Source organism: Streptomyces canus, from assembly GCF_001514145.1.
GTDB lineage: Bacteria > Actinomycetota > Actinomycetes > Streptomycetales > Streptomycetaceae > Streptomyces > Streptomyces canus.
Genome location: NZ_KQ948673.1, coordinates 158,779 through 178,403, shown reverse-complemented (window position 1 = coordinate 178,403; position 19,625 = coordinate 158,779). Strand labels below are relative to the sequence as shown.

Genomic DNA, 19,625 nt, shown 5'->3' with positions numbered 1-19,625 from the left:
GGTCACTCCTCCCAGTCGAGCTGATGCCCCGGCGTCCCCACCGACCGCCCGTACGCCACCGCTTCGGCGCGGCCCGCCTCGTCGCCGCGCCGATAGCGGAACACCTTCCCCGCGAAGACGACCACGCGCTCGTCCCCGGCGGTGAAATCGGCGTACCAGCCGAGCTCCGGCCCCAACGCCTCGGCGAGCGCCTCCGCCAGGGCACCGACGTCGTCGCCGTCGGTCTCCCACTCGACGAGCGTCCACACCGGTGGCTGCGCGTCGCTCGCCCCGCCGATCTCGACTCTGCCGACCTTCCGCAACCGCAGTCCGCGCGGCTCGAACACCGCGCCGGGCCGAAGGCTCTCGCCGATGACGTATCCGGTGATCATGTGCTGTCTCCCTGCTGATCGGGGGCTTCGCGGATGACGCTACGGCCGTATGGCTGACATCCTTTGTCAGCCATACGGCCGTCAGTCCTACGTCGATGAGGTGATCGCCCGATGCGCGCGGACCGGCTGCTGTCCCTCCTGCTCTGCCTTCAGTCCCGTGGACAGATGACGGCCCGTCACCTCGCGGCGGAGCTGGAGGTCTCGGTCCGTACCGTTTACCGGGACCTGGAGGCGCTGAGTGCGGCGGGCATACCGGTGGTGGCGAGCGGCGGCCCCGGCGGCGGCTGCCGTCTCATGGAGGGCTGGCGCAGTCCGCTGCTCGGTATCAGCGCGGAGGAGGCGACGGCCCTGCTGGCGGTCGCCTCCGGGGGCGGCCCGCTGGAACGGATCGCGCTGGGCGACGCGCTGGCCCAGGCGCGCCTGAAACTGCTGTCCGCCCTGCCGGCGGCGGGCCGCGATCAGGTGAGCCTGACGGCGAGCCGCTTCCACATCGACACCCAGGCCTGGTTCAAGCCACCGGAACCGGTCGCGCACCTCGCCGTGCTGGTCGACGCCGTACGCCGGGACAGGCGTCTGCGTCTGCGGCACGTGCAGCGTGACGCCCGGTCCGACGTGGACCCGCTGGGCCTGGTCGTGAAGGCGGGCGTCTGGTACCTGGTCGTGCGGTCCGACCGGGGCATCCGCGCGCACCGGGCGTCGAGAATCACGGAGGCGGAACTCCTGCCCGAGACCTTCGCCCGCCCCGCCGACTTCGACCTGCCGGCCCATTGGGCCCGCTGGACGGCCGAGTTCGAGGCGAGCCTCGACCAACTCCCGGTCACCGTAAGCCTGTCGACCGCAGGACTCGCCGCACTTCCGCAGGTACTCGGCGACACGGAGTCGGCGCCACGGGCGGTCCCCGATCCCGAGGAACCCGGCCGGTACCGCCTGGTCCTGCACTTCGACGACCGGCGCTCCGCCTGCCGCCGTCTGCTCGGCTTCGGCCCCGACGCCGAGGTCCTCGAACCGGCGGACGTCCGCAGGGAGTTGGCGGAGACCGCGCGCCGCACGGCCGCCCGTTACCGGGACGCGTCCGACGTCGTGCCATGATCGACGCCATGGCCGTCCGAATCGACCTCGCCGATGTCAGCGATCTCCACCAGGTCCTGGCGGACCACGCCCGCTACTGGGGTGAGCGCGACCTCCGCGCGCTCCATCTCACGGCGCTGGTGCAGGAGTTCGGCACCACCTGTCTGGTCGCCCGGGCAGAGGACGGCATCCGCGGCTACCTCTTCGGATTCGTCACCCCCGACCACACCGGCTACGTCCACATGATCGCCACCCGCGACGACACCCGCGGCACGGGCCTCGGCCGTACCCTCTACGAGGCGTTCACCGAGGCCGCCCGCGGGCAGGGAGCGGTCCGCCTCAAAGCGATCACCTCGGTCACCAACGAGGGCTCCATCGCCTTCCACCGCAGCCTCGGCTTCGACGTCCGCGTGGTGGAGGACTACGACGGCCCCGGCCGCCCCCGCGTCGTCTTCACCCGGGACCTGCGGTGAGGATCGCATCGAGCAGCGGGCCCAGCGCATCCCCGGGCTCCTGACCCGCGGTGTCGACCACGAGGCGGTCCCGATGCCACGGCTCGTACTCCCGATCGGCGATCTGCTGCCAGGTGGGCAGCGGCAGGTCCGGGATGTCCACCGAGCGCGAGTCCACGCGGCGCCGGTACTCGTCCGGATCGGAGCAGACGACCTCCACCTCGACCACGGGCACCCCGGCCCTCGTCGCGGCGGCGCACCAGGCATCGCGCGTGATCGCCAGCGGGTTGACGGACTCCGCGATCACCGTGAGCCCCTGCCGCAGCTGCTCCTCGGCGAGGGCGTACCCCACGACATAGCCCACCGGCCCCACGGGATGCCGGGCCAGTCCGGAGCGGACGACCGCCTGCTCGATGGTGTCGACCCGCAGATGGACCGCGCCCGTCCGGGAGGCCAGGAGCCGCGCGAGAGTGGTCTTGCCGGTGGCAGGCAGGCCGCCGATGACGATCAGCATGCCCCCACCCTGTCACCCGGCCCTTGCACCGTGAACGCCCACGCCGTGTGGCCGGCGCACGTCTCCCTCCCCCGAAGGTGACGTGCGCCGGCCATTCCCCCGGCGCCGGACAGCGGTCCAGCCTCGCCCGTGCGGCCCGTCTGTGCTGTCACCAGCACATGACCGCGGTTTCCCCCGAACCCCACGCGGAGTACAGGCGCACACGGACGAAGTAGCGGCGGCCCTTCACGAGACGGGCCCTGATCATGGCGTGGTGCGGAGTGCCTCCGTCGTCCCGGCCGGTGAGATAGCGGGGTTCCCCGTCCCGCTCCTCGAAGACCACGACGACGGTGTCGCTGTCGCCGAAGGTGCCCACGGTGTACTCGCGGGTCTCCGGCGGTTCCACGGTGAAGTCGGCCTGCTCGCCCGGTCCCAGCCCGAGCGGCGCGGACCGGAAGGGCACCAGCGCCGGCGGCCGGGTCGGCCCGGTCGGCGGGTACCGGCGCAGGACGTACTCCTTGTCGGCGGCCGACAGGGTGCCGGGCGGGTCGAGGCCCGCGCGGAACTGCTCCGGCTCCAGGATCAGCCCCGCCTCGAAGGCGTACTCCATGATCGACTGCGGGTCCCAGACGGTGCCGTTCACCTCGTCCGGGTCGAGCTTGCGCAGGATGTTGTAGAACGTCCGGTCCCGGCTCCAGAAGTTCGGCGGGCCCGCCAGATCGGCGTAGACGGCCTCGTCGTCCCAGTGGATCCCGGCGAACGGACTCTGGTGCTCGTGCAGCATGCCGAGCGCGTGCCCGATCTCGTGCAGGGCCGTCCCGCGCTCCCCGGGCGCGGTCAGGTCCCAGCCGAAGTTCATGGTGCGCTCGTTCAGACCGACCTGGAGCGCGTCCCTGCCCACCGTCGACCAGGAGCCGTCGCCGAGCTGGAACCCGATGCGCAGTTCGGCCTCCGAGCGGTCGGCGACCTCGGTGATCGTGACGCCGATCCCGAGGTCCTGCCACTCCTGGAAGCACTCGCGCACCACGTCCCGCTGCTCCTTGGCGCCGACCCACGACACCCGACGGGACTGCCCCGTCCCCGGAACCGGAATGACCGACCCGTCGGTGTCGCCGTCGAAGAAGCAGTAGTGCAAAACCGTGCTGTTGACCCACACTCGGCTGCCGCCGATGAGCGCACTCAGCCGCTCGGCGGCCAGCCCCGGTGCGAACGCCGGAGCCGACTGCTGCGCGAGTGAGCAGTAGCGTGCGGTCATGGGGTTCAGCGTGCCGTGAGGCGTCCCGGGGCGCCTGAGTCGGGGGCTACTCAAGTCCCCCTGTATCAGGACTGAGTAGCGATGCTCTTGCTTCCGTGATGACATTCGAACGGGACGCGAAGACCCTGGAGCTGCCCTGGCCGTTCACCGGGCGGGAGGACGAACTCGAGCTGGTCCGCAGGTCCGTCGCCGGGGGACGGCACGGCATCGTGGTCACCGGTCCGGCGGGCCGGGGCAAGACCCGGCTCGTCACGGAGGCCGTGCCCGGCACCGACTGCGCCAGGGTGGCGGGCACGCCCGAGACCCGCGGGCTCCCGTTCGCCGCCTTCGCGCACCTTGTTCCGGAGACCGCGTCCCTGCACCGCGCGGTGCAACGCCTGTCAGGCGTACGACTGTTGCTCGTCGACGACGCCCATCTGCTGGACGACGCCTCGGCGGCCCTGGTCCACCAGCTCGCCGTGCACGGCCGCACCCGTCTCCTGGTCGTCGCCACGGACGGGGCCCGCGCGCCGGGCGCGATCTCCCGCCTGTGGACCGGAGAGCTCCTGCCGCGCCTCGCCCTGGAGCCGTTGCCCCGCGAGGAGACCGCGCAGCTGCTCGCGGCCGGCGTCGGCGGCCTCGAAGCCCTCACCGTCAACCGGCTGTACCGCATGTGCCGGGGCGATCTGCGCCTGCTGCGCGAGTTGGTGGACGCGGTGCGCGAACAGGGGCTGGCCGCCCGGGCCCCGGACTCGGCCGAGTGGGTGTGGCGCGGCCCGGTGCCGGTCACCGCGACCGTGCGCGAGCGCACCGCGCACCTCCTCGACCGCACGGGCCCCGGCGAGCGCGAGACCCTGGACCGTCTGGCCTTCGGTGAGCCGCTCCCCGTGGCCGCCGGAACGCTCGACCTGGACGCCCTGGAACGCCTGGAGGCCGACGGTCTCGTCCACGTCGACGAGCACGGCACCGCCCGTCTCGCCCACCCGCTCCACGCCCCGGTGCTGCGAGCCGCCGCCGGACGCCTGAAGACTCTGCGCCTGGCCCGCACCCCGGCCGACTGCGCGGCGGCCCTGGAGACCGAGACGGCCGCACTGGCCCGGGCGATCGGCGAGAGGGACGTACGGGCCGTCTCCGCGCCGGTGGGGGAGTGGCTCCGTGACGAGGGCACCGGCGTCCCGGCCCGGCACGCCGCGGTACGGGCCCGCTTCGCGCGCCTGCGGGGGGAACTGCGGGAGGCCGCGGCCTGGGCGAGGGAGGGACTGCGGGCCGCTGCCGATGACCCGGCCTGCCGTCTCGAACTCGCCCTGGCCGCGGCACAGTCGGGGCACCCGGAACTCGCGGCACCGCCGGCCGGCCCGGACGCCGACCGATCCCCTGAGCCCTCGACCGGGTCCGACGACGACGGGCCCGCCGTCAACCCGACCGGGTCCACCGCACCGCAATCCGTCGAGTCCCGAGGCCGGTCCAGTGACAGTCGATCCGCCGGCCCCCTCCAGTCTTCGGCGGCCGTCGTCGGCTCCGACTCCCTCCAGCCTTCCGCGGCCGTCACCGATGCCGCCACCTTCCAGCCTCCCGCGGCCCTCGTCGAATCCCGCACCCCCCGACCCACCGCGACCCCAACCGGCTCAAGCGGCACAAGCGGCGCAGCCGACTCGCGGGAGGCCGCGGCCGGTTCGGCGGTCACCACCTGGTGGGCCGCCGCCCGCGGCGATCTCGACGCGGCGCTCGGCACGGTCGGCGAGGATCCGTACGACGCCGTCCGGCTCGGCGCGCCCGAGCGGGCCGTCGGCCGGCTGACCGGTGTCTTCGCCGCACACGCCGAGGCGCTCGCCCAGGACGACGGTCCCGCACTCGACCGGGCGGCGCAGGCGCTGGAGGAGCGCGGTTTCCTGCTCTTCGCCGCCGAGGCGTACGCCCAGGCCGCACGGTCGCACCGCGACCCGGGTGCCGCCCGCACCTCACGCACCCGGGCCGTCGCCCTGGCCCGGCGCTGCCAGGGCGCCCGCACCCCGGCCCTGTCCGGCCTCGTCCTCGGCGAACTCACCGCCCGCCAGCGGCAGATCGTCACCCTCGCGGCCGCCGGGCTGAGCAACCGCCAGATCGCGGAGAAGCTCACCCTGTCGATCCGTACGGTCGGCAACCACCTCTACAGCGCGTACGTCCGCCTCGGTGCGAGCGACCGCGACGCGCTGCCGTGCCTGGTCGAGCTGCCGGAGGCACAGCCGGCCTGAGCCGTACACCGGACCGGGGCGGTCTGACCCCCAGTATTCGGGGGAGGGGTCAGGCCGCCCCACACATCACGCACCCCTGGGGTATCACGCCGCCCCGAACGCCGAGAACGCCCACCCCGTCGCCTGGTGCACCGCGTCCCCCGGCAGCGAGGCCCGCGCGTCGCGCAACGCCTCCGCCATCGACGCCCCCGCACCGAGCCCCTTGTGCAGCGTGAGCATCAACGGCACCACCGCCTCGTCGTTGACCGGCGCGCTGCACGCCACCACTCCCGCCGTGCCCAGCGGCAGCAGCGCGGTGACCAGGCCGAGCAGCTCGTCCGCGCCCACCGAGGCGAACCGGGCGGTGTCGCAGCAGGACAGGATGATCCGGTACGGGCTGCGGTCCAGGCGCTCGAAGTCGTGGACGATGAGCGGTCCGTCGGCCATCCGCAACGCCGAGAACAACGGGCTGTCCGCACGGAACGTGCCGTGCGCGGCGATGTGCGCCAAAGCCGCCCCGTCCAGTTCCTTCAACACCCGCGGCACGCGCGCCTCGTCGTACTCCAGGACGGTCGCGGCGCCGTGGCGTCCGGCCAGTTCGGGCACCTCCGCGCCCCCGGTCGCGAGGCCCGGCCCGCGAACGAGCACCTGACGCCCGCCCGGGGGCGGCACGGTCTCCCTCGCCCGCAGCCAGCTGCTCGCCGACGGCGACACACTGAACACCCGTTCCCGCAGGGAGGGCAGCAGCGCCCACGGCACCCGGTGCAGCCGCCCCGGCGGCACCACCACGACCGGTCCGGAGCCGAGCCGCGCCGCGGCCGGCCCGAGCAGCAGCTCCTCCAGCCGCCGTCCCGCCGCCTCCACCACCGGAAGCCGCGCCTCCGCCCCCGGATGGGCAAGTCGCCTGAGCCCCGCCTGGACGTGTTCCGCCTCGCGCTCCGCGTCGGCCAGCAACCCGCCCTCGAACCGCCGCACCCGCCCCTGCGCGCACAGCAGCACCTGAACCCGCCCGTCCAGCACGGCCAGTTCGACCAGCCGTACGTCGTCACCGAGCCGTTCCAGCAGCCGCCGGGGATCGAACCGGTAGCCGTCACCGGGCGCGTCTCCCCGCATATGGAGGGTCCGGGAGCGGACCTCCCGCTCCAGGCGCCGCTGTTCACGCTCCAGCGTCGGCACCGGCCGGCCCTCCATCCGGGCCGCCTCCGCCCGGGCCGCGATCTCCCGGAACGCGGTCAGGCCACTGAGCAGTTCCGGATCGGCCGGCGGGCGGGTCGGCGGCGCGGACAACACCGTGGCCCGCCAGCGCTCACTCCACACCAGCAGCCGCCGCGGCCCGCCCGAGGTGAGCGAGGCCCGCGCGGCGAGCCCGGCCAGCTCGGCGCCCTGAGCGGTGGCCCGCGCCCGGAGTTCCGAGGCGCCGAGCGTCGTACGGTGGTCGTCGAGCACGTCCAGACCCCGGCGACAGGCCTCGAGCACCCGCCGGTCGGAGCCCACGGCCCGCGCCCACAGCGCCTGCGCCGCCCACCCCGTCATCCGCGCCAGCGGCGGCCCGCTGTGCCGGCTGCGCGCCGCCACCTCCAGATGCCGCTGAGCGTCCTCCCGCCACCCCAGGCCGAGCGCGATCCGGCCCGCGAGCAGCGAGGCCTCCGGGGCGGCGGGGGCGCCGAAGGAGGCCAGCCGGTCGGCGACCGCCGCCGCGTCCGCGACCAGCCGTCCCGAGCCGCGCCCGGCGGCGACCCGCGCCTCGATCAACACCAGCCGCGCATGCGTCTCCCACCAGGTGCGCCGCTGTCCCGCGAACAGCCGTACGGCCAGGTCGGCGCGCGCGATCGCGGTGTGGGCGTCCCCCGCGAGCCGGGCCGCCCGCGCCGCGGCGAGCAGCAGCTCCGCCTTGCGGGTGGACTGCCCGCCGATCCCGTCCAGCACCCCGATCGCCGCGTCCGCCTCCGCGAGCGCCTCCGGGGCGAGCCCCGCCGCCATCAGGACCTCGCAGCGCCTGATGTTGAGCATGAACATCGGCGTGCCGAGCTTGGCGTACCGCTCCTGGGCGTCGTCGAGCAGCCGCAGCGCGGCGGGTATGTTCCCCGACCGGTACGCGGCCAGCCCCCGGCTCTCCACCACGTCGGCCTTGTCGTGCTCCTGGCCCGTGGTGTCCCACAGCGCCTCCGCCGCCGTGAAGTCGGCGTCCGCCCGCTCCACCGCCCCGAGCGCCAGATGCACGGTGGCCCGCAGGGTCAGTGCCCGCGCCGTCCAGATCACGTCGTCGGCCTGCCGCAGCACCGGAACCGCCCGCCGTACGTCCTCCAGCGCCGCCCGGTGATGCCCGAGGACCCAGGACGCGTAGGCACGCCGGAACAGGACACGCGCGCGGGTGTGCCCGCTGCCGACCTCGACCCCCCGCTCCAGGGCCGCCAGACCCTGCCGGGTCCGCCCCGCGTGGACCAGCGCCACACCGAGCGCGGCCAACACGTCCGCCTCCCGGTCGGCCGACTCCGCGCGCGCCGCGAGATCGCGGGCCCGGCGCAGATGGTCCAGGGCGATCCGCATGTCGCCCCAGTCCCGCTGCCAGATGCCGATCACCTGATGGGCGACGGAGGCGTGCAGCGGTGAGGGATCCGAGCCGAGTACTTCCTCTGCCCTCGCCAGCGCCTGGTGGGGCGCGGCGAACACCATCGGCAGCAATTCGAGAACCGAGTCGCTTCCCGCTGTCACTCCATGGATGGTAGTGGCCCAGGTGGCAGGCCACACCGGTTTGGCGCTGTATCAATCACCGGCCCCGCGGCTCTGACTGACGACCGCCGCCCCAGTGGGAGGAAACGCCATGGCACCTCAGCGATTCCACGAGCAGTTCGACCAGATCCAGCGCTCCATGCCCGACGTCCCGCTGGCACTGGGACCCGACGACGCCTCGGAGTTCATCTACGAGAAGGGTGTCGTGCTCGCCCGCGACGGACGCGACGCGGCGCTCGTCGAGGAGACCGTCCGCACCCACTTCACCGAGGCGACCGGTCTGACCGGCGATTACGTGCGCCGGGACAGCCCCGAGACCAACCGCTCGGGCATCACCCGGATCAAGGTCGGCGACCCGGGCCACGGCGACCGGCGCGGCGACCGTGCCGTCACGCACGCGCTGCGCGCCATGAGCGAACGCGAGGGACGCGCCGGGCACCGGCTGATCAGCCGCAACCACGTGGTGTCGATCGCGGTCAACTCCTGCCCCGGCGACGAGCCCGTGCCCGCCGCACTCAGCCAGGGCACCAACCCGGCCCCCGCGGAAGCCGGTCACGACCCCGACACCGCCGTGGGCGTCCTCGTCGTCGACAACGGACTCACCCACGACCACGGCCTCGTCCCGCTGCTGGCCCATGTCGACGGCGACCTGCACGGCACCGAGACCGACGGGGCCGGCAACCTCCTCCAGTACGTCGGCCACGGCACGTTCATCGCCGGTGTTCTCGCCGCCGTAGCGCCCAATACCGACATCACCGTCCGCAACACCCTCAACGACGCGGGCGCCATCCTGGAGTCCGAGCTCGGCGAGAAACTCTTCGAGGCCGTCGCCGACGGCTGGCCCGACCTCATCAGCCTCTCCGCGGGCACCTCCAACGGCCGCAGCGACGGACTGCTCGGCATGGACGCCTTCATGCAGGAACTGCGCGCCCACGGCACCCTGTTGGTCGCCGCGGCCGGCAACAACGCCAGCGCCAGCCCCTTCTGGCCCGCCGCCTACGCCGACCTGCCCGAGTACCAGGACGTCGTCCTGTCGGTCGGCGCGCTGCGCGGCGACGGCGAGTTCGGCGCCTGCTTCAGCAACCACGGCCCCTGGGTGAAGGTGTACGCCCCGGGCGAGCGGCTCACCAGCGCCCTCACCGGCTTCGACGCGCCCGTGCCGTACCTCTACCAGCACTCCACGTACGAGGCCTGCAGGTTCGGCTTCACCTACGTGTGCACCTGCCAGTCCCCTTCCCACATCGGCGTGTTGAGCGAGGACGGCACCCCGGCCAAGCCGGACCAGGTGATGTTCGAGGGGTACGCGCACTGGAGCGGCACGTCCTTCGCGACCCCGGTCGTGGCAGGCCTGGTCGCCGCCCACATGACCGCGAACAAGGAGAAGGACCCGCGCGCCGCCCGGCAGCAGCTGCTCGCCACGAACACACAGTTCGCCGAAGTGCGCGGGGCGCACGTACCGGCGCTGAGGCCGGCCGGCTGGCGCCCGGTGCCGGTCGTGCAGCGCCCTGTGGGCGCATGACGGCCGGAGTGGTCCCTTCCACGGCGTACGATGACTTGCCGTACACGAGGGGTGGGACCGTGGACCGAGCAGATGTCGGTGCGCTGGTCCAGTCCGCCGTCGACGGTGACGCGGCGGCCTGGAAGGCGCTCGTGGAAGGGCTGAGCCCACTGGTGTGGTCCGTCGTGCGCGCGCACCGGCTCTCCGACGCGGACGCGCACGAGGTGTACCAGACCGTGTGGTTCCGCTTCGCCCAGCACCTCGGGCGGATCCGCGAACCCGACAAGGCCAAGTCCTGGCTGGCGAGCACCGCGCGCCACGAGTGCCTGAAGGTGCTCAAGAGCTTAAGGCGGCTGACCGTCACGGACGATCCCCAGCTCCTGGACCGGATCAGCGAGGACCGTACGCCCGAGCAGTCGTTCATCGACTCCGAGGAGGCCGCCGCCCAGAGCGAGCGCGTCCGGTACCTGTGGCAGGAGTTCGAGGAACTCGGTGAGCGCTGCCGGCAGTTGCTGCGCATCCTGATGGCCTCGCCGAAGCCGGGCTACCAGGAGGTGTCCGCCGCCCTGGGGATCGCGGTGGGCAGCATCGGACCACTGCGCCAGCGCTGCCTGCGGCGGCTGCGGGCGCGGCTCGAAGCCCGGGGGGCGGTATGAGCGACATGAACGACGATCAGAACGATCAGGACGCGGACTTCGACGAAGAGGCGTCGCCGGACGAGGAGTTCGCCCTCGAACTGCTGGAGGAGGAGCTCCGGCAGGCGACGGCCATCCTGGACCCCGTACCGCCCGCCCTGCGGCAGATCGCCGTCGAGGCGTTCGCGCTGCACGACCTGGACAGCCGGATCGCCGAACTCGCCTTCGACTCCGTGGTGGACGCGCTTCCGGTGAGGGGAGCGACGGAGGCGCCGCGGATGCTGACCTTCCATGCGGGCGAGGTGACGGTCGACGTCGAACTCACCCCGCAGGGCCTCATGGGGCAGGTGCTGCCGCCCCAGTCGGCCCGGATCGAAGTGCTCAGCGGTCCCCAGGCCGGCGCGCCGCTCACCACCGACGACATGGGGCGCTTCATCCACGAGGCGTCGCCCGCCGGTCCCTTCGCCCTGCGGCTGCGGACCGGCGAAGGAGTGATCGTCACCGACTGGCTCACCGTCTGAACCGCGCGTCGGGAGACTCCAGCGCGTCCACGAGAGTCGCGAGTGCCTGCGCGAGCCGGAGCAGCCCCGGCCCGGCGGGCCCGCCCGGTTCCGTCATGTACGTGTCCCGCCGAATCTCCACCATCAGGGCGCTCACCCGGGGCTCGCGGCCGTAGAACTCCAGCGGCACGTACGTCCCACCGAACGGACTGTCCAGCCCGACGTCCCCGAACGTCTCCCGGGCCGCGGTGAGCAGCTCGGGCGGCGTGTGGAAGGAATCGGTACCGAGGCAGACCGGCGGCCGTGGCCCCTCGCCGTGCAGCTCGTAGGGGAGCGGCGCGCTGGGATAGGAGTGCACGTCGATGACGACGGCCCGCCCGGTGACGGCCAGCCGCTGGGCCACGGCGTCGGTCATCGCCCGGGCGTACGGCCGGAAGTAGCGCGCCAGGAGAGGCTCGGGGTCGGTGTCCGCGGGCCGCAGGTCCTGCCCGTGCGTGGTCCGCGTGTACACGGCCCCCATCCCCACGGCGAGCATCTCCTCCCGCTCGTCCGGAAACCGTTCGGGATCGACGACCAGCCGCGAGAGCCGGTTCACGAACCGCCACGGCATCAGGCGGGCCTGATGAGCCGCCTCCTCGGCGAGCCGAGCCGTGTGCGCGTCGACGATGTGATCGAGCTCCCGCTCCAGCGCGACGTCGTCCAGCACGATCCCGGCCCGCACCTCGGCCGGTATCTCCCGCCCCGAGTGCGGCACATGGAGGATCACCGGCGACCGCTCGGCACCGGGCAACAGGTCGAACGACGGCATACGGCTGCTCCGGGGGCGTTGTCAGTGGCGTGGTGCACCATCTCAGCATGAACATCAGCAACCAGCGGGTGACCGCCCACCCGTTCCTCAAGGCTCTCTACCGGGACGGCTACTACCCCGACCGCGCGGTGGACCGGGGCAAGGAGATCCTGCTGCGGCTGTGCGAGCGGATCGAGGCGGACCGGCCCGCCGACCTGGCCGCTCTGTACGTGCTGACCCAAGCGGCCACCGATGAGTTCAACGACCTGCAGGACGACGACTTCGACATCGAGACCGTGGCCCGCGAGGAGATAGCCGAGAACTTCTGGTTCGTGGCCGACGCCTACGGCTTCGCGGGCGCCGACGTCGAGGAGCTCATCGCGACCCGGGACTGGTGAGCGCGAGAGATCCTCGCCGCAGACCCGCGGCCTCCCCACGGCGGAGACGGCCCCGCCCCGGCCGGGCAGCTGCCGGTCGGGGCGGGGGCACGCAGCGAGCCCGGGTCAGCTCAGGGACGCCAGCGTCTCGTTCCACGTCGTCGACGGGCGCATGACCTTCGCGGCCTTGGCCGGGTCGGGCTGGTAGTAGCCGCCGATGTCGGCCGGCTTGCCCTGGACGGCGTTCAGCTCTTCGACGATCTTCTGCTCGTTCGCGGCGAGCGTCTCGGCGAGCGGGGCGAAGGCCTTCGCCAGGTCCGCGTCGTCGGTCTGCGCGGCCAGCTCCTGGGCCCAGTACAGGGACAGGTAGAAGTGGCTGCCGCGGTTGTCGATGCCGCCGACGCGACGGGTCGGGGACTTGTCCTCGTTGAGGAAGGTCGCCGTGGCGCGGTCGAGGGTGTCGGCGAGGACCTTCGCGCGGGAGTTGCCCGTGAAGTCGGCGTACTGCTCCAGGGACGGGACCAGCGCGAAGAACTCACCGAGGGAGTCCCAGCGCAGGTAGTCCTCCTTGACCAGCTGCTGGACGTGCTTCGGCGCGGAGCCGCCGGCGCCCGTCTCGAACAGGCCGCCGCCCGCCATCAGCGGGACGACCGACAGCATCTTGGCGCTGGTGCCCAGCTCCAGGATCGGGAACAGGTCGGTGAGGTAGTCACGCAGCACGTTGCCGGTGACGGAGATGGTGTCCTCGCCGCGGCGGATGCGCTCCACCGACAGCTTGGTCGCCTCGACCGGGTTCAGGACGCGGATGTCCAGGCCCTCGGTGTCGTGCTCGGTCAGGTACTGCTCGACCTTGGCGATCAGGTTGGCATCGTGGGCGCGGGTCTCGTCCAGCCAGAACACCGCCGGGTTGCCGGTCGCGCGGGCGCGGGTGACGGCCAGCTTCACCCAGTCGCGGATCGGGGCGTCCTTGGTCTGGCAGGCGCGGAAGATGTCGCCGGCGGAGACCGTCTGCTCGATGACGGCGTTGCCGTTCTGGTCGACGAGGCGGACCGTACCGGTGGTCTGGATCTCGAAGGTCTTGTCGTGGGAGCCGTACTCCTCGGCCTTCTGCGCCATGAGACCGACGTTCGGGACGGAGCCCATGGTCGACGGGTCATAGGCGCCGTTGGCACGGCAGTCCTCGATCACGGCCTGGTAGACACCGGCGTACGACGAGTCCGGCAGGACAGCGAGGGTGTCGGCCTCCTGGCCGTCCGGGCCCCACATGTGGCCCGAGGTGCGGATCATGGCCGGCATCGAGGCGTCCACGATCACGTCGGACGGCACGTGCAGGTTGGTGATGCCCTTGTCGGAGTCGACCATCGCGAGAGCCGGGCCCTCGGCGAGCTCGGCGTCGAAGGACGCCTTGATCGCGGCGCCCTCGGGCAGGGACTCCAGGCCCTTGTAGATGCCGCCCAGACCGTCGTTCGGGGTCAGGCCGGCCGCGGCGAGCGTCTGGCCGTACTGCGCGAAGGTCTTCGGGAAGAACGCGCGCACCACGTGGCCGAAGATGATCGGGTCGGAGACCTTCATCATCGTGGCCTTCAGGTGCACGGAGAACAGCACGTCCTCGGCCTTGGCGCGGGCGATCTGCGCGGTGAGGAACTCCCGCAGGGGGGCCACGTGCAGCACCGAGGCGTCGACGACCTCGCCCTCGAGAACCGGTACGGACTCGCGCAGCACGGTGGTGGAGCCGTCGTCGCCGACCAGCTCGATCCGCAGCGAGCCGGCCTCGGAGATCACGACGGACTTCTCGGTGGAGCGGAAGTCGTCCACGCCCATCGTCGCCACGTTGGTCTTGGACTCCGACGACCAGGCGCCCATGCGGTGCGGGTGGTTCTTGGCGTAGTTCTTGACCGAGGCGGGGGCGCGGCGGTCGGAGTTGCCCTCACGCAGGACCGGGTTCACGGCGGAACCCTTGACCTTGTCGTAACGGGCCTGGATGTCCCGCTCCTCGTCGGTCTTCGGGTCGTCCGGGTAGTCCGGCAGCGCGTAGCCCTGGGCCTGAAGCTCGGCGACGGCGGTCTTGAGCTGCGGGATCGACGCCGAGATGTTCGGCAGCTTGATGATGTTGGCCTCGGGCGTCTTCGCCAGCTCGCCCAGCTCGTGCAGGGCGTCCGGGATCCGCTGGTCCTCGGTCAGGTACTCCGGGAACACGGCGATGATGCGCCCGGCCAGCGAGATGTCCCGCGTCTCCACGGAGACACCCGCCTGCGAGGCGTACGCCTGGACCACCGGCAGGAAGGAATACGTCGCCAGGGCCGGGGCCTCGTCAGTGTGCGTATAGATGATGGTCGAGTCAGTCACCGGGTGCTCCGCTCCACGTCTGCAACATTGCTCGACATCAAGATATCTCGTGATCCCGCCGGTCTCGACAGCGGTCCTCGCCTACTTCCGAAGATCCTGCACATCCCCCGAGGCAACCGAAGCGTCTGATCTTGTGGTCATGCACGTTGATCGCAGTCATCCGACGGCCGGACCCGACCACCCGGCCGCCCGAGGGAAAGCAGACCATGAGATATCGCACGAGAGTGACGGCCCCGGCAGCTCTGCTCGGCACCGTGGCGGCCCTGTCCGTGGCCGCCCCGGCGCACGCTGACCCGGAGACCGGCGCCCCTGGCCCGGAGACCCTCGGGGATCCCGTCTTCCCGAGCCTCGGCAATGACGGCTACCGCGTCCTGGCCTATCACCTCGACCTCGCGTACGACGCCACGACCCGGCTCGTCGACGCGACGGCGACCCTGACGCTCACCACCACCCAGGAGCTGAGCCGCCTCTCCCTGGACGCGCTGGGCCTCGACGTCCACGAGGTCCTGCTCGACGGCGTCCCGGCCGCCCGGGAGCAGGCCGGCGAGAAGCTGCGGATCACCCCGGCCGTCCCGCTGGCCGCGCGGACCACGGCGACCGTGACCGTGACGTACACGGCGGACCCGCGAGCCGCCCTGGCCCACACCGCCTGGGTGCCCACCCCGGACGGCTTCGCCATCTGCCCCCAGCCCAATACGGCGCACACCGTCTTCCCGTGCAACGACCACCCCTCGGACAAGGCGGACTTCACCTTCCGCATCACCGTTCCGGCCGGACTCAAGGGCGTCGCGAGCGGCCGGCTGGTGAGCACCGAGGACCTCGGCGACGGCCGGACCGCGTACTGCTACCGGTCCCGGGAGCCGATCGCCACCGAGATCGTGCAGATCACGGTCGGCGACTACGTGATCAAGGACCGGCAGGGGCCGCACGGACTCCCGCTCAGGGACGTCGTCCCGACCGCCCGGGCCACCGCCCTGGAGCCCGCGCTCGCCCTCACCCCGAACCTGGTGAGCTGGATCGAGCAGCGGCTCGGGGCCTTCCCGTTCGAGACGTACGGCCTGCTGCCGTGCAACAACGACGCCTCGAACGCCTTCGACTTCACGGGTCTGGAGACCCAGACGCTCACCCTGTACAAGCCGAACTTCCTGCTCCAGGCGGAGAAGAGCATCGGCTCGCACATGATGCACGAGCTGGTCCACTCCTACTTCGGCAACAGCGTGAGCCCGGCGGCCTGGTCCGACCTGTGGCTCAACGAGGGCCACGCCGACTTCTACGGGCTGCTCTACCGCTACGAGCGAGGCTGGGCCGACTCCCTCGGTCTCACCACGATGGAAGCCCGCATGAAGGACACCTACGCGCGCGGTGACCAGTGGCGCAAGTCCTCGGGCCCGGTCGCCGCCCCGAACGAGGCCAACCTCTTCGACAGCCAGCGCTACCTGGGCGGCGTCCTCGTCCTGTACGCACTGCGCCAGCAGGTCGGCGAGAGCGTCTTCGGCGCGATCGAGTCCACCTTCCTGGAGCGCTTCCGCAACGCCTCGGCGTCGACCGCCGACTACATCGCCGTCGCCTCCGAGGTCTCCGGCGCCGACCAGTCCGGCTTCCTGAGGGACTGGCTGTACGGCACCAAGACCCCGAGGATGCCCGGTCACCCGGACTGGACGGTGACGCCGGTCAGCTCCGCGCTGCGGCAGCCGCAGAACCGGACGGACGGCCACTGGCACGACAACTCGGCGACCCTCTAGCGGACTCAGTCGAGCCGGGCGGAGGACACCTCGCCCGGCTCGATCCCGATCTGGGCGCCGCGCTGCTGCGGAATCGACACCGACCCCTGCTGGAGGGCAACGGTCCGCGCGGGCGCCGGGATCCGGATGCCCTCCGCGCGGTAGCGCTTGTGCAGCTGCTTGATGAACTCGTGCTTGATGCGGAACTGGTCGCTGAACTCGCCGACGCCCAGGATGACCGTGAAGCCGATGCGGGAGTCGCCGAACGTGTGGAAGCGCACCAGTGGTTCGTGCTCCGGGACCGCGCCCTCGATCTCCGTCATGACCTGGGTGACGACCTCGCAGGTGACCCGCTCGACGTGGTCGAGATCGCTGTCGTAGGCCACCCCGACCTGCACCAGGATCGTCAACTGCTGCTCGGGACGCATGAAGTTGGTCATGTTCGTCTTGGCGAGCTCGCCGTTGGGCACCACGATCAGGTTGTTGGAGAGCGCGCGGACCGTCGTCTGACGCCAGTTGATGTCCTCGACGTAGCCCTCCTCGCCGCTGGCCAGCCGGATGTAGTCGCCGGGCTGGACGGTCTTCGAGGCCAGGATGTGGATGCCCGCGAAGAGGTTGGCGAGGGTGTCCTGGAGGGCGAGCGCGACCGCGAGGCCGCCGACGCCGAGGGCGGTGAGCATCGGCGCTATGGAGATGCCGAGCGTCTGCAGGACGACCAGGAAACCGATCGCCAGGACCAGCACCCTCGTGATGTTGACGAAGATCGTGGCCGAACCGGCCACCCCGGAGCGGGACGTGGTGACCGTCCGCACGAGCCCCGCGACCAGCCGGGCCGCCGCCACCGTGACGACGAAGATCAGCAGCACGGTCAGGACCTGGTTGACGGTGTGCTGGACCGCCTTGGTCAACGGCATCGCCGCCGCGGCGGCGGCGATGCCGCCCGCGATCGCCGCCGAGGGCACCACGGTCCGCAGCGCGGCCACGAGGACGTCGTCGCCGCCCCACTTGGTGCGGTCCGCGTGCTTGCCCAGCCACTTGAGCAGCATGCGCAGCAGGAAAGCCGCCACCAGGCCCGCCACCACGGCGATGCCGGCGCCGACCATGTCGTCCATGGTGAGATCCCGTTGAAATGCCGTCACGTTGCCACCTGTTCGAAATTGCGGGATGTGCGATCGCGTCGCCCGTGTGAAGCTTTCGTGCCCGACGCGACCGCTCATCCTGCCGTATCCGGCACGGGAGTTCGTACCTGGCCTCGTGCCCGACGGCGGGGTTTCGGACGATGCCCTCGGCGAGTTCGGCGTGCTCCCGCTCGGAGTACGCGGCGGTCGTGGGCTTTCCGTGCGACCGCCGGGCCACGAACCACCACACCGTGGCGAGAAGCAGGACGACGGCCAGGGTGACGGAGGCGCAGCTCATCGCGTCCACCGTCACGCAGGCCACCCACACCACAGCCGTCCCTCCGACGGGCTTGTCGCACCGCCCCAGGATCCATGGACCCGGCTGAAAACGGCTCCCCCGCGCGCAGCCGCCGCAGTACGGGGACGGCGTACGCGGGCGTGATGGCGATGACGTTGATCGCGGTCACCGCGCCGTAGGCGGTCGCCGAGTCAGTGGGGGCCGGGCGAGCACACCGGCGCTGTCCTTCCGCCAGAGCGCCGAACCCGGCGGGGCCTCGTCCCGGCTGAACGCGGACACCATCCGGCTGGCCGCGGCCACCTCGGCGTCGCCGCCGAACAGCTGCGCCACGATCACCACGACCGGGCGCGCGCTGCGTCCGTACCGAGGCCGTCGAGCAGGAGCGGGCCCGGCGGCACCCCGGTCTCGGCCCGCGTGGCGCCGTGGTCCCGGATCGCGAAGGTGAGCCCAGCGAGCAGCACGGGCCCGGCGATCCACGACACCCAGCCGGAACGCACGGTGCCCTTCGCCGCCGACATCGACGCGTTGGAGGTCTCCTGGCCGCACCGCGCACCGCGCACGCCTGCGTACGGCGGTCCCGAACCGGACCATCACGCTGACCGTCCGCTGGACTCACCAGGCCGACCCGGAGGCCGGCCCGGTGCGCGTGCGGCTCACCGGTCGGTGAACACCCTGGTGAGCGATGCCCGGGTCAGATCACCTTCAGCCGCACCAGCGCACCCAGCGTCAGCGCCCCTGGTACCAGCGGCACCCAGACCGTGATGATCCGGTAGGCGAGCACCACCGCCGTGGCTACGGCCACCGGGCCGCCGGCCGCCACCAGTGCCACCACCAGAGCCGCCTCCACCGAGCCGACCCCGCCCGGTGTGGGCACCAGCGCCACCGCGCAGGTCGCCGCCAGATACGCCACGGCCATGTGCGCCGGCGGCACCGACAGCCCCAGGGCCTGCCCCACCGAGGCCAGCCCGGCCGCCTGCAGCGCCGGGAAGGCGAGCGAACCGCCCCACAGCGCGAGCGCCCGCGACGGGCGGGTGTGCACCGAGCGGGCCTCGCCCAGCGCGGTCCGCAGGAAGGAACCCACGGCCGTCCGCACCCGGCGGACACCCGCGAGCACGCTCACGGCCACCACGAGCACCGCGCCCAGGCCCAGCAGCAGCGGACCCACCGCGGTGTCGGGCAGCAGCCCGTCGAGGCGCAGCGCGTCCGGGAAGGCGACGAACAGCACGGCCAGCAGGGTGAGCCGGCCGATCGACTCCGCCAGCAGATACAGGGCGAGCGCGGCCGAGGAGCGGGCGAGCGAGACACCGCACACGGTCATGAAGCGCAGATTGACCGCCCCCGCGCCGAGGCCCGTCGGCAACAGGTGGTTCGCCGCGCCCGCCGCGAACTGGGTCGCCAGCAGTCGCCGCCGGGGCAGCCGCTCCACCACCGCGCCCTGCCGGGTGAAGGAGGCGGCCACCCAGGTCAGAGAGGTGGTACCGGCCGCGGCGAGGAGCCACGGCCACTCGGCGTGCCGCAGATGGCCGAAGCCCTCGGCGAGCACGGACCGGTGCCGCACCGCCACAAGGGTGACCAGCAGGAGCGGGACCAGACACAGGATCTGGCGGATACGGCGGACGGGGAGGCGCTGGGGAGGGCGTCCCTGGGGGAGTTCTACCGCTGTCACACCGGGAGAGGTTTTCCTCGCCGCGCCAACGGCGGGTTGCGGAGGCGGGGCCAGGGTCTTACGTGCGGTCATCGAGTCCTTCGGTCGGGCGGTTGGTGTGCGGACGTTGACCTCAATAACG

General features: G+C 72.3%; 16 protein-coding genes and 1 pseudogene. 8 read left to right on the top strand and 9 right to left on the bottom strand.

The features are described from left to right. Positions 1 to 2: 2 nt before the first annotated feature. Positions 3 to 371: a hypothetical protein gene (locus AQJ46_RS41370; protein ID WP_059210482.1), complete on the bottom strand. Its 369-nt coding sequence runs from the start codon at positions 369 to 371 to the stop codon at positions 3 to 5. Positions 372 to 482: 111 nt separating this feature from the next. On the opposite strand from AQJ46_RS41370, the gene AQJ46_RS41365 reads away from it, so the two are divergent. Next, positions 483 to 1,460, top strand: a complete 978-nt coding sequence (locus tag AQJ46_RS41365; RefSeq protein WP_059210481.1) for a helix-turn-helix transcriptional regulator — start codon at positions 483 to 485, stop codon at positions 1,458 to 1,460. A gap of 8 nt (positions 1,461 to 1,468) precedes the next feature. Then, positions 1,469 to 1,912, top strand: coding sequence for a GNAT family N-acetyltransferase (locus tag AQJ46_RS41360; RefSeq protein ID WP_107117423.1), 444 nt, complete (start codon positions 1,469 to 1,471; stop codon positions 1,910 to 1,912). Here the strand turns inward: AQJ46_RS41360 and AQJ46_RS41355 are convergent. Both AQJ46_RS41355 and absR1 read right to left on the bottom strand, forming a co-directional pair. Further along, positions 1,893 to 2,405, bottom strand: coding sequence for an AAA family ATPase (locus AQJ46_RS41355; protein WP_059210479.1), 513 nt, complete (start codon positions 2,403 to 2,405; stop codon positions 1,893 to 1,895). The genes AQJ46_RS41360 and AQJ46_RS41355 overlap by 20 nt on opposite strands. A gap of 148 nt (positions 2,406 to 2,553) precedes the next feature. Then, positions 2,554 to 3,639 carry a beta-glucuronidase AbsR1 gene (gene absR1, locus AQJ46_RS41350; RefSeq protein ID WP_059210478.1) on the bottom strand — a complete coding sequence of 362 codons (1,086 nt, stop codon included), beginning with the start codon at positions 3,637 to 3,639 and terminating at the stop codon, positions 2,554 to 2,556. A gap of 98 nt (positions 3,640 to 3,737) precedes the next feature. Here absR1 and AQJ46_RS41345 point away from each other — a divergent pair, with 98 nt between their 5' ends. Beyond that, positions 3,738 to 5,849, top strand: coding sequence for a LuxR C-terminal-related transcriptional regulator (locus AQJ46_RS41345; protein ID WP_225887528.1), 2,112 nt, complete (start codon positions 3,738 to 3,740; stop codon positions 5,847 to 5,849). Between the two features lie 84 nt (positions 5,850 to 5,933). On the opposite strand, the gene AQJ46_RS41340 is transcribed toward AQJ46_RS41345, so the two are convergent. Then, positions 5,934 to 8,501 (bottom strand): CHAT domain-containing protein, encoded by a 2,568-nt coding sequence (locus AQJ46_RS41340; protein WP_059210547.1) that lies wholly within the window; start codon positions 8,499 to 8,501, stop codon positions 5,934 to 5,936. Between the two features lie 148 nt (positions 8,502 to 8,649). Between AQJ46_RS41340 and AQJ46_RS41335 the strand changes: the two genes are divergently transcribed. The 3 genes from AQJ46_RS41335 to AQJ46_RS41325 are packed head-to-tail and all read left to right on the top strand — an operon-like array spanning position 8,650 to position 11,212. After that, positions 8,650 to 10,077, top strand: a complete 1,428-nt coding sequence (locus tag AQJ46_RS41335) for a S8/S53 family peptidase (protein ID WP_059210476.1) — start codon at positions 8,650 to 8,652, stop codon at positions 10,075 to 10,077. A gap of 59 nt (positions 10,078 to 10,136) precedes the next feature. Continuing rightward, positions 10,137 to 10,712, top strand: coding sequence for an RNA polymerase sigma factor (locus tag AQJ46_RS41330; protein WP_057617915.1), 576 nt, complete (start codon positions 10,137 to 10,139; stop codon positions 10,710 to 10,712). Between the two features lie 5 nt (positions 10,713 to 10,717). Then, entirely contained in the window at positions 10,718 to 11,212 is a 495-nt protein-coding gene (locus AQJ46_RS41325) for a hypothetical protein (protein WP_059210475.1), read from the top strand. Here AQJ46_RS41325 and AQJ46_RS41320 read toward each other — a convergent pair. Continuing rightward, positions 11,202 to 11,999, bottom strand: coding sequence for an N-formylglutamate amidohydrolase (locus AQJ46_RS41320; RefSeq protein WP_059210474.1), 798 nt, complete (start codon positions 11,997 to 11,999; stop codon positions 11,202 to 11,204). The two genes, AQJ46_RS41325 and AQJ46_RS41320, sit on opposite strands and share 11 nt — an antisense overlap. 47 nt (positions 12,000 to 12,046) lie before the next feature. Between AQJ46_RS41320 and AQJ46_RS41315 the strand changes: the two genes are divergently transcribed. Next, positions 12,047 to 12,376 carry a DUF5713 family protein gene (locus AQJ46_RS41315; RefSeq protein ID WP_059210546.1) on the top strand — a complete coding sequence of 110 codons (330 nt, stop codon included), beginning with the start codon at positions 12,047 to 12,049 and terminating at the stop codon, positions 12,374 to 12,376. A 105-nt stretch (positions 12,377 to 12,481) separates the two neighbouring features. On the opposite strand, the gene AQJ46_RS41310 is transcribed toward AQJ46_RS41315, so the two are convergent. Next, the gene (locus AQJ46_RS41310; protein ID WP_059210473.1) at positions 12,482 to 14,701 is read right to left on the bottom strand and encodes an NADP-dependent isocitrate dehydrogenase; all 2,220 of its coding nucleotides are present in this window, start codon (positions 14,699 to 14,701) and stop codon (positions 12,482 to 12,484) included. A 206-nt stretch (positions 14,702 to 14,907) separates the two neighbouring features. On the opposite strand from AQJ46_RS41310, the gene AQJ46_RS41305 reads away from it, so the two are divergent. Further along, on the top strand, positions 14,908 to 16,443 hold the full coding sequence (locus AQJ46_RS41305; protein ID WP_059210472.1) for a M1 family metallopeptidase: 1,536 nt from the start codon (positions 14,908 to 14,910) through the stop codon (positions 16,441 to 16,443). A gap of 5 nt (positions 16,444 to 16,448) precedes the next feature. On the opposite strand, the gene AQJ46_RS41300 is transcribed toward AQJ46_RS41305, so the two are convergent. The 3 genes and pseudogenes from AQJ46_RS41300 to AQJ46_RS41290 all read right to left on the bottom strand — a co-directional run bounded on the left by AQJ46_RS41300 (position 16,449) and on the right by AQJ46_RS41290 (position 19,504). Further along, positions 16,449 to 17,534, bottom strand: a complete 1,086-nt coding sequence (locus tag AQJ46_RS41300) for a mechanosensitive ion channel family protein (RefSeq protein ID WP_057617920.1) — start codon at positions 17,532 to 17,534, stop codon at positions 16,449 to 16,451. A gap of 163 nt (positions 17,535 to 17,697) precedes the next feature. Further along, a pseudogene (locus AQJ46_RS41295) lies at positions 17,698 to 18,389 on the bottom strand (amino acid permease); the annotation flags it as partial. Positions 18,390 to 18,529: 140 nt separating this feature from the next. Next, a complete protein-coding gene (locus AQJ46_RS41290) occupies positions 18,530 to 19,504 on the bottom strand; it encodes a lysylphosphatidylglycerol synthase transmembrane domain-containing protein (RefSeq protein WP_225887527.1) in 975 nt (324 codons plus the stop codon). Between the last annotated feature and the right edge of the window lie 121 nt (positions 19,505 to 19,625).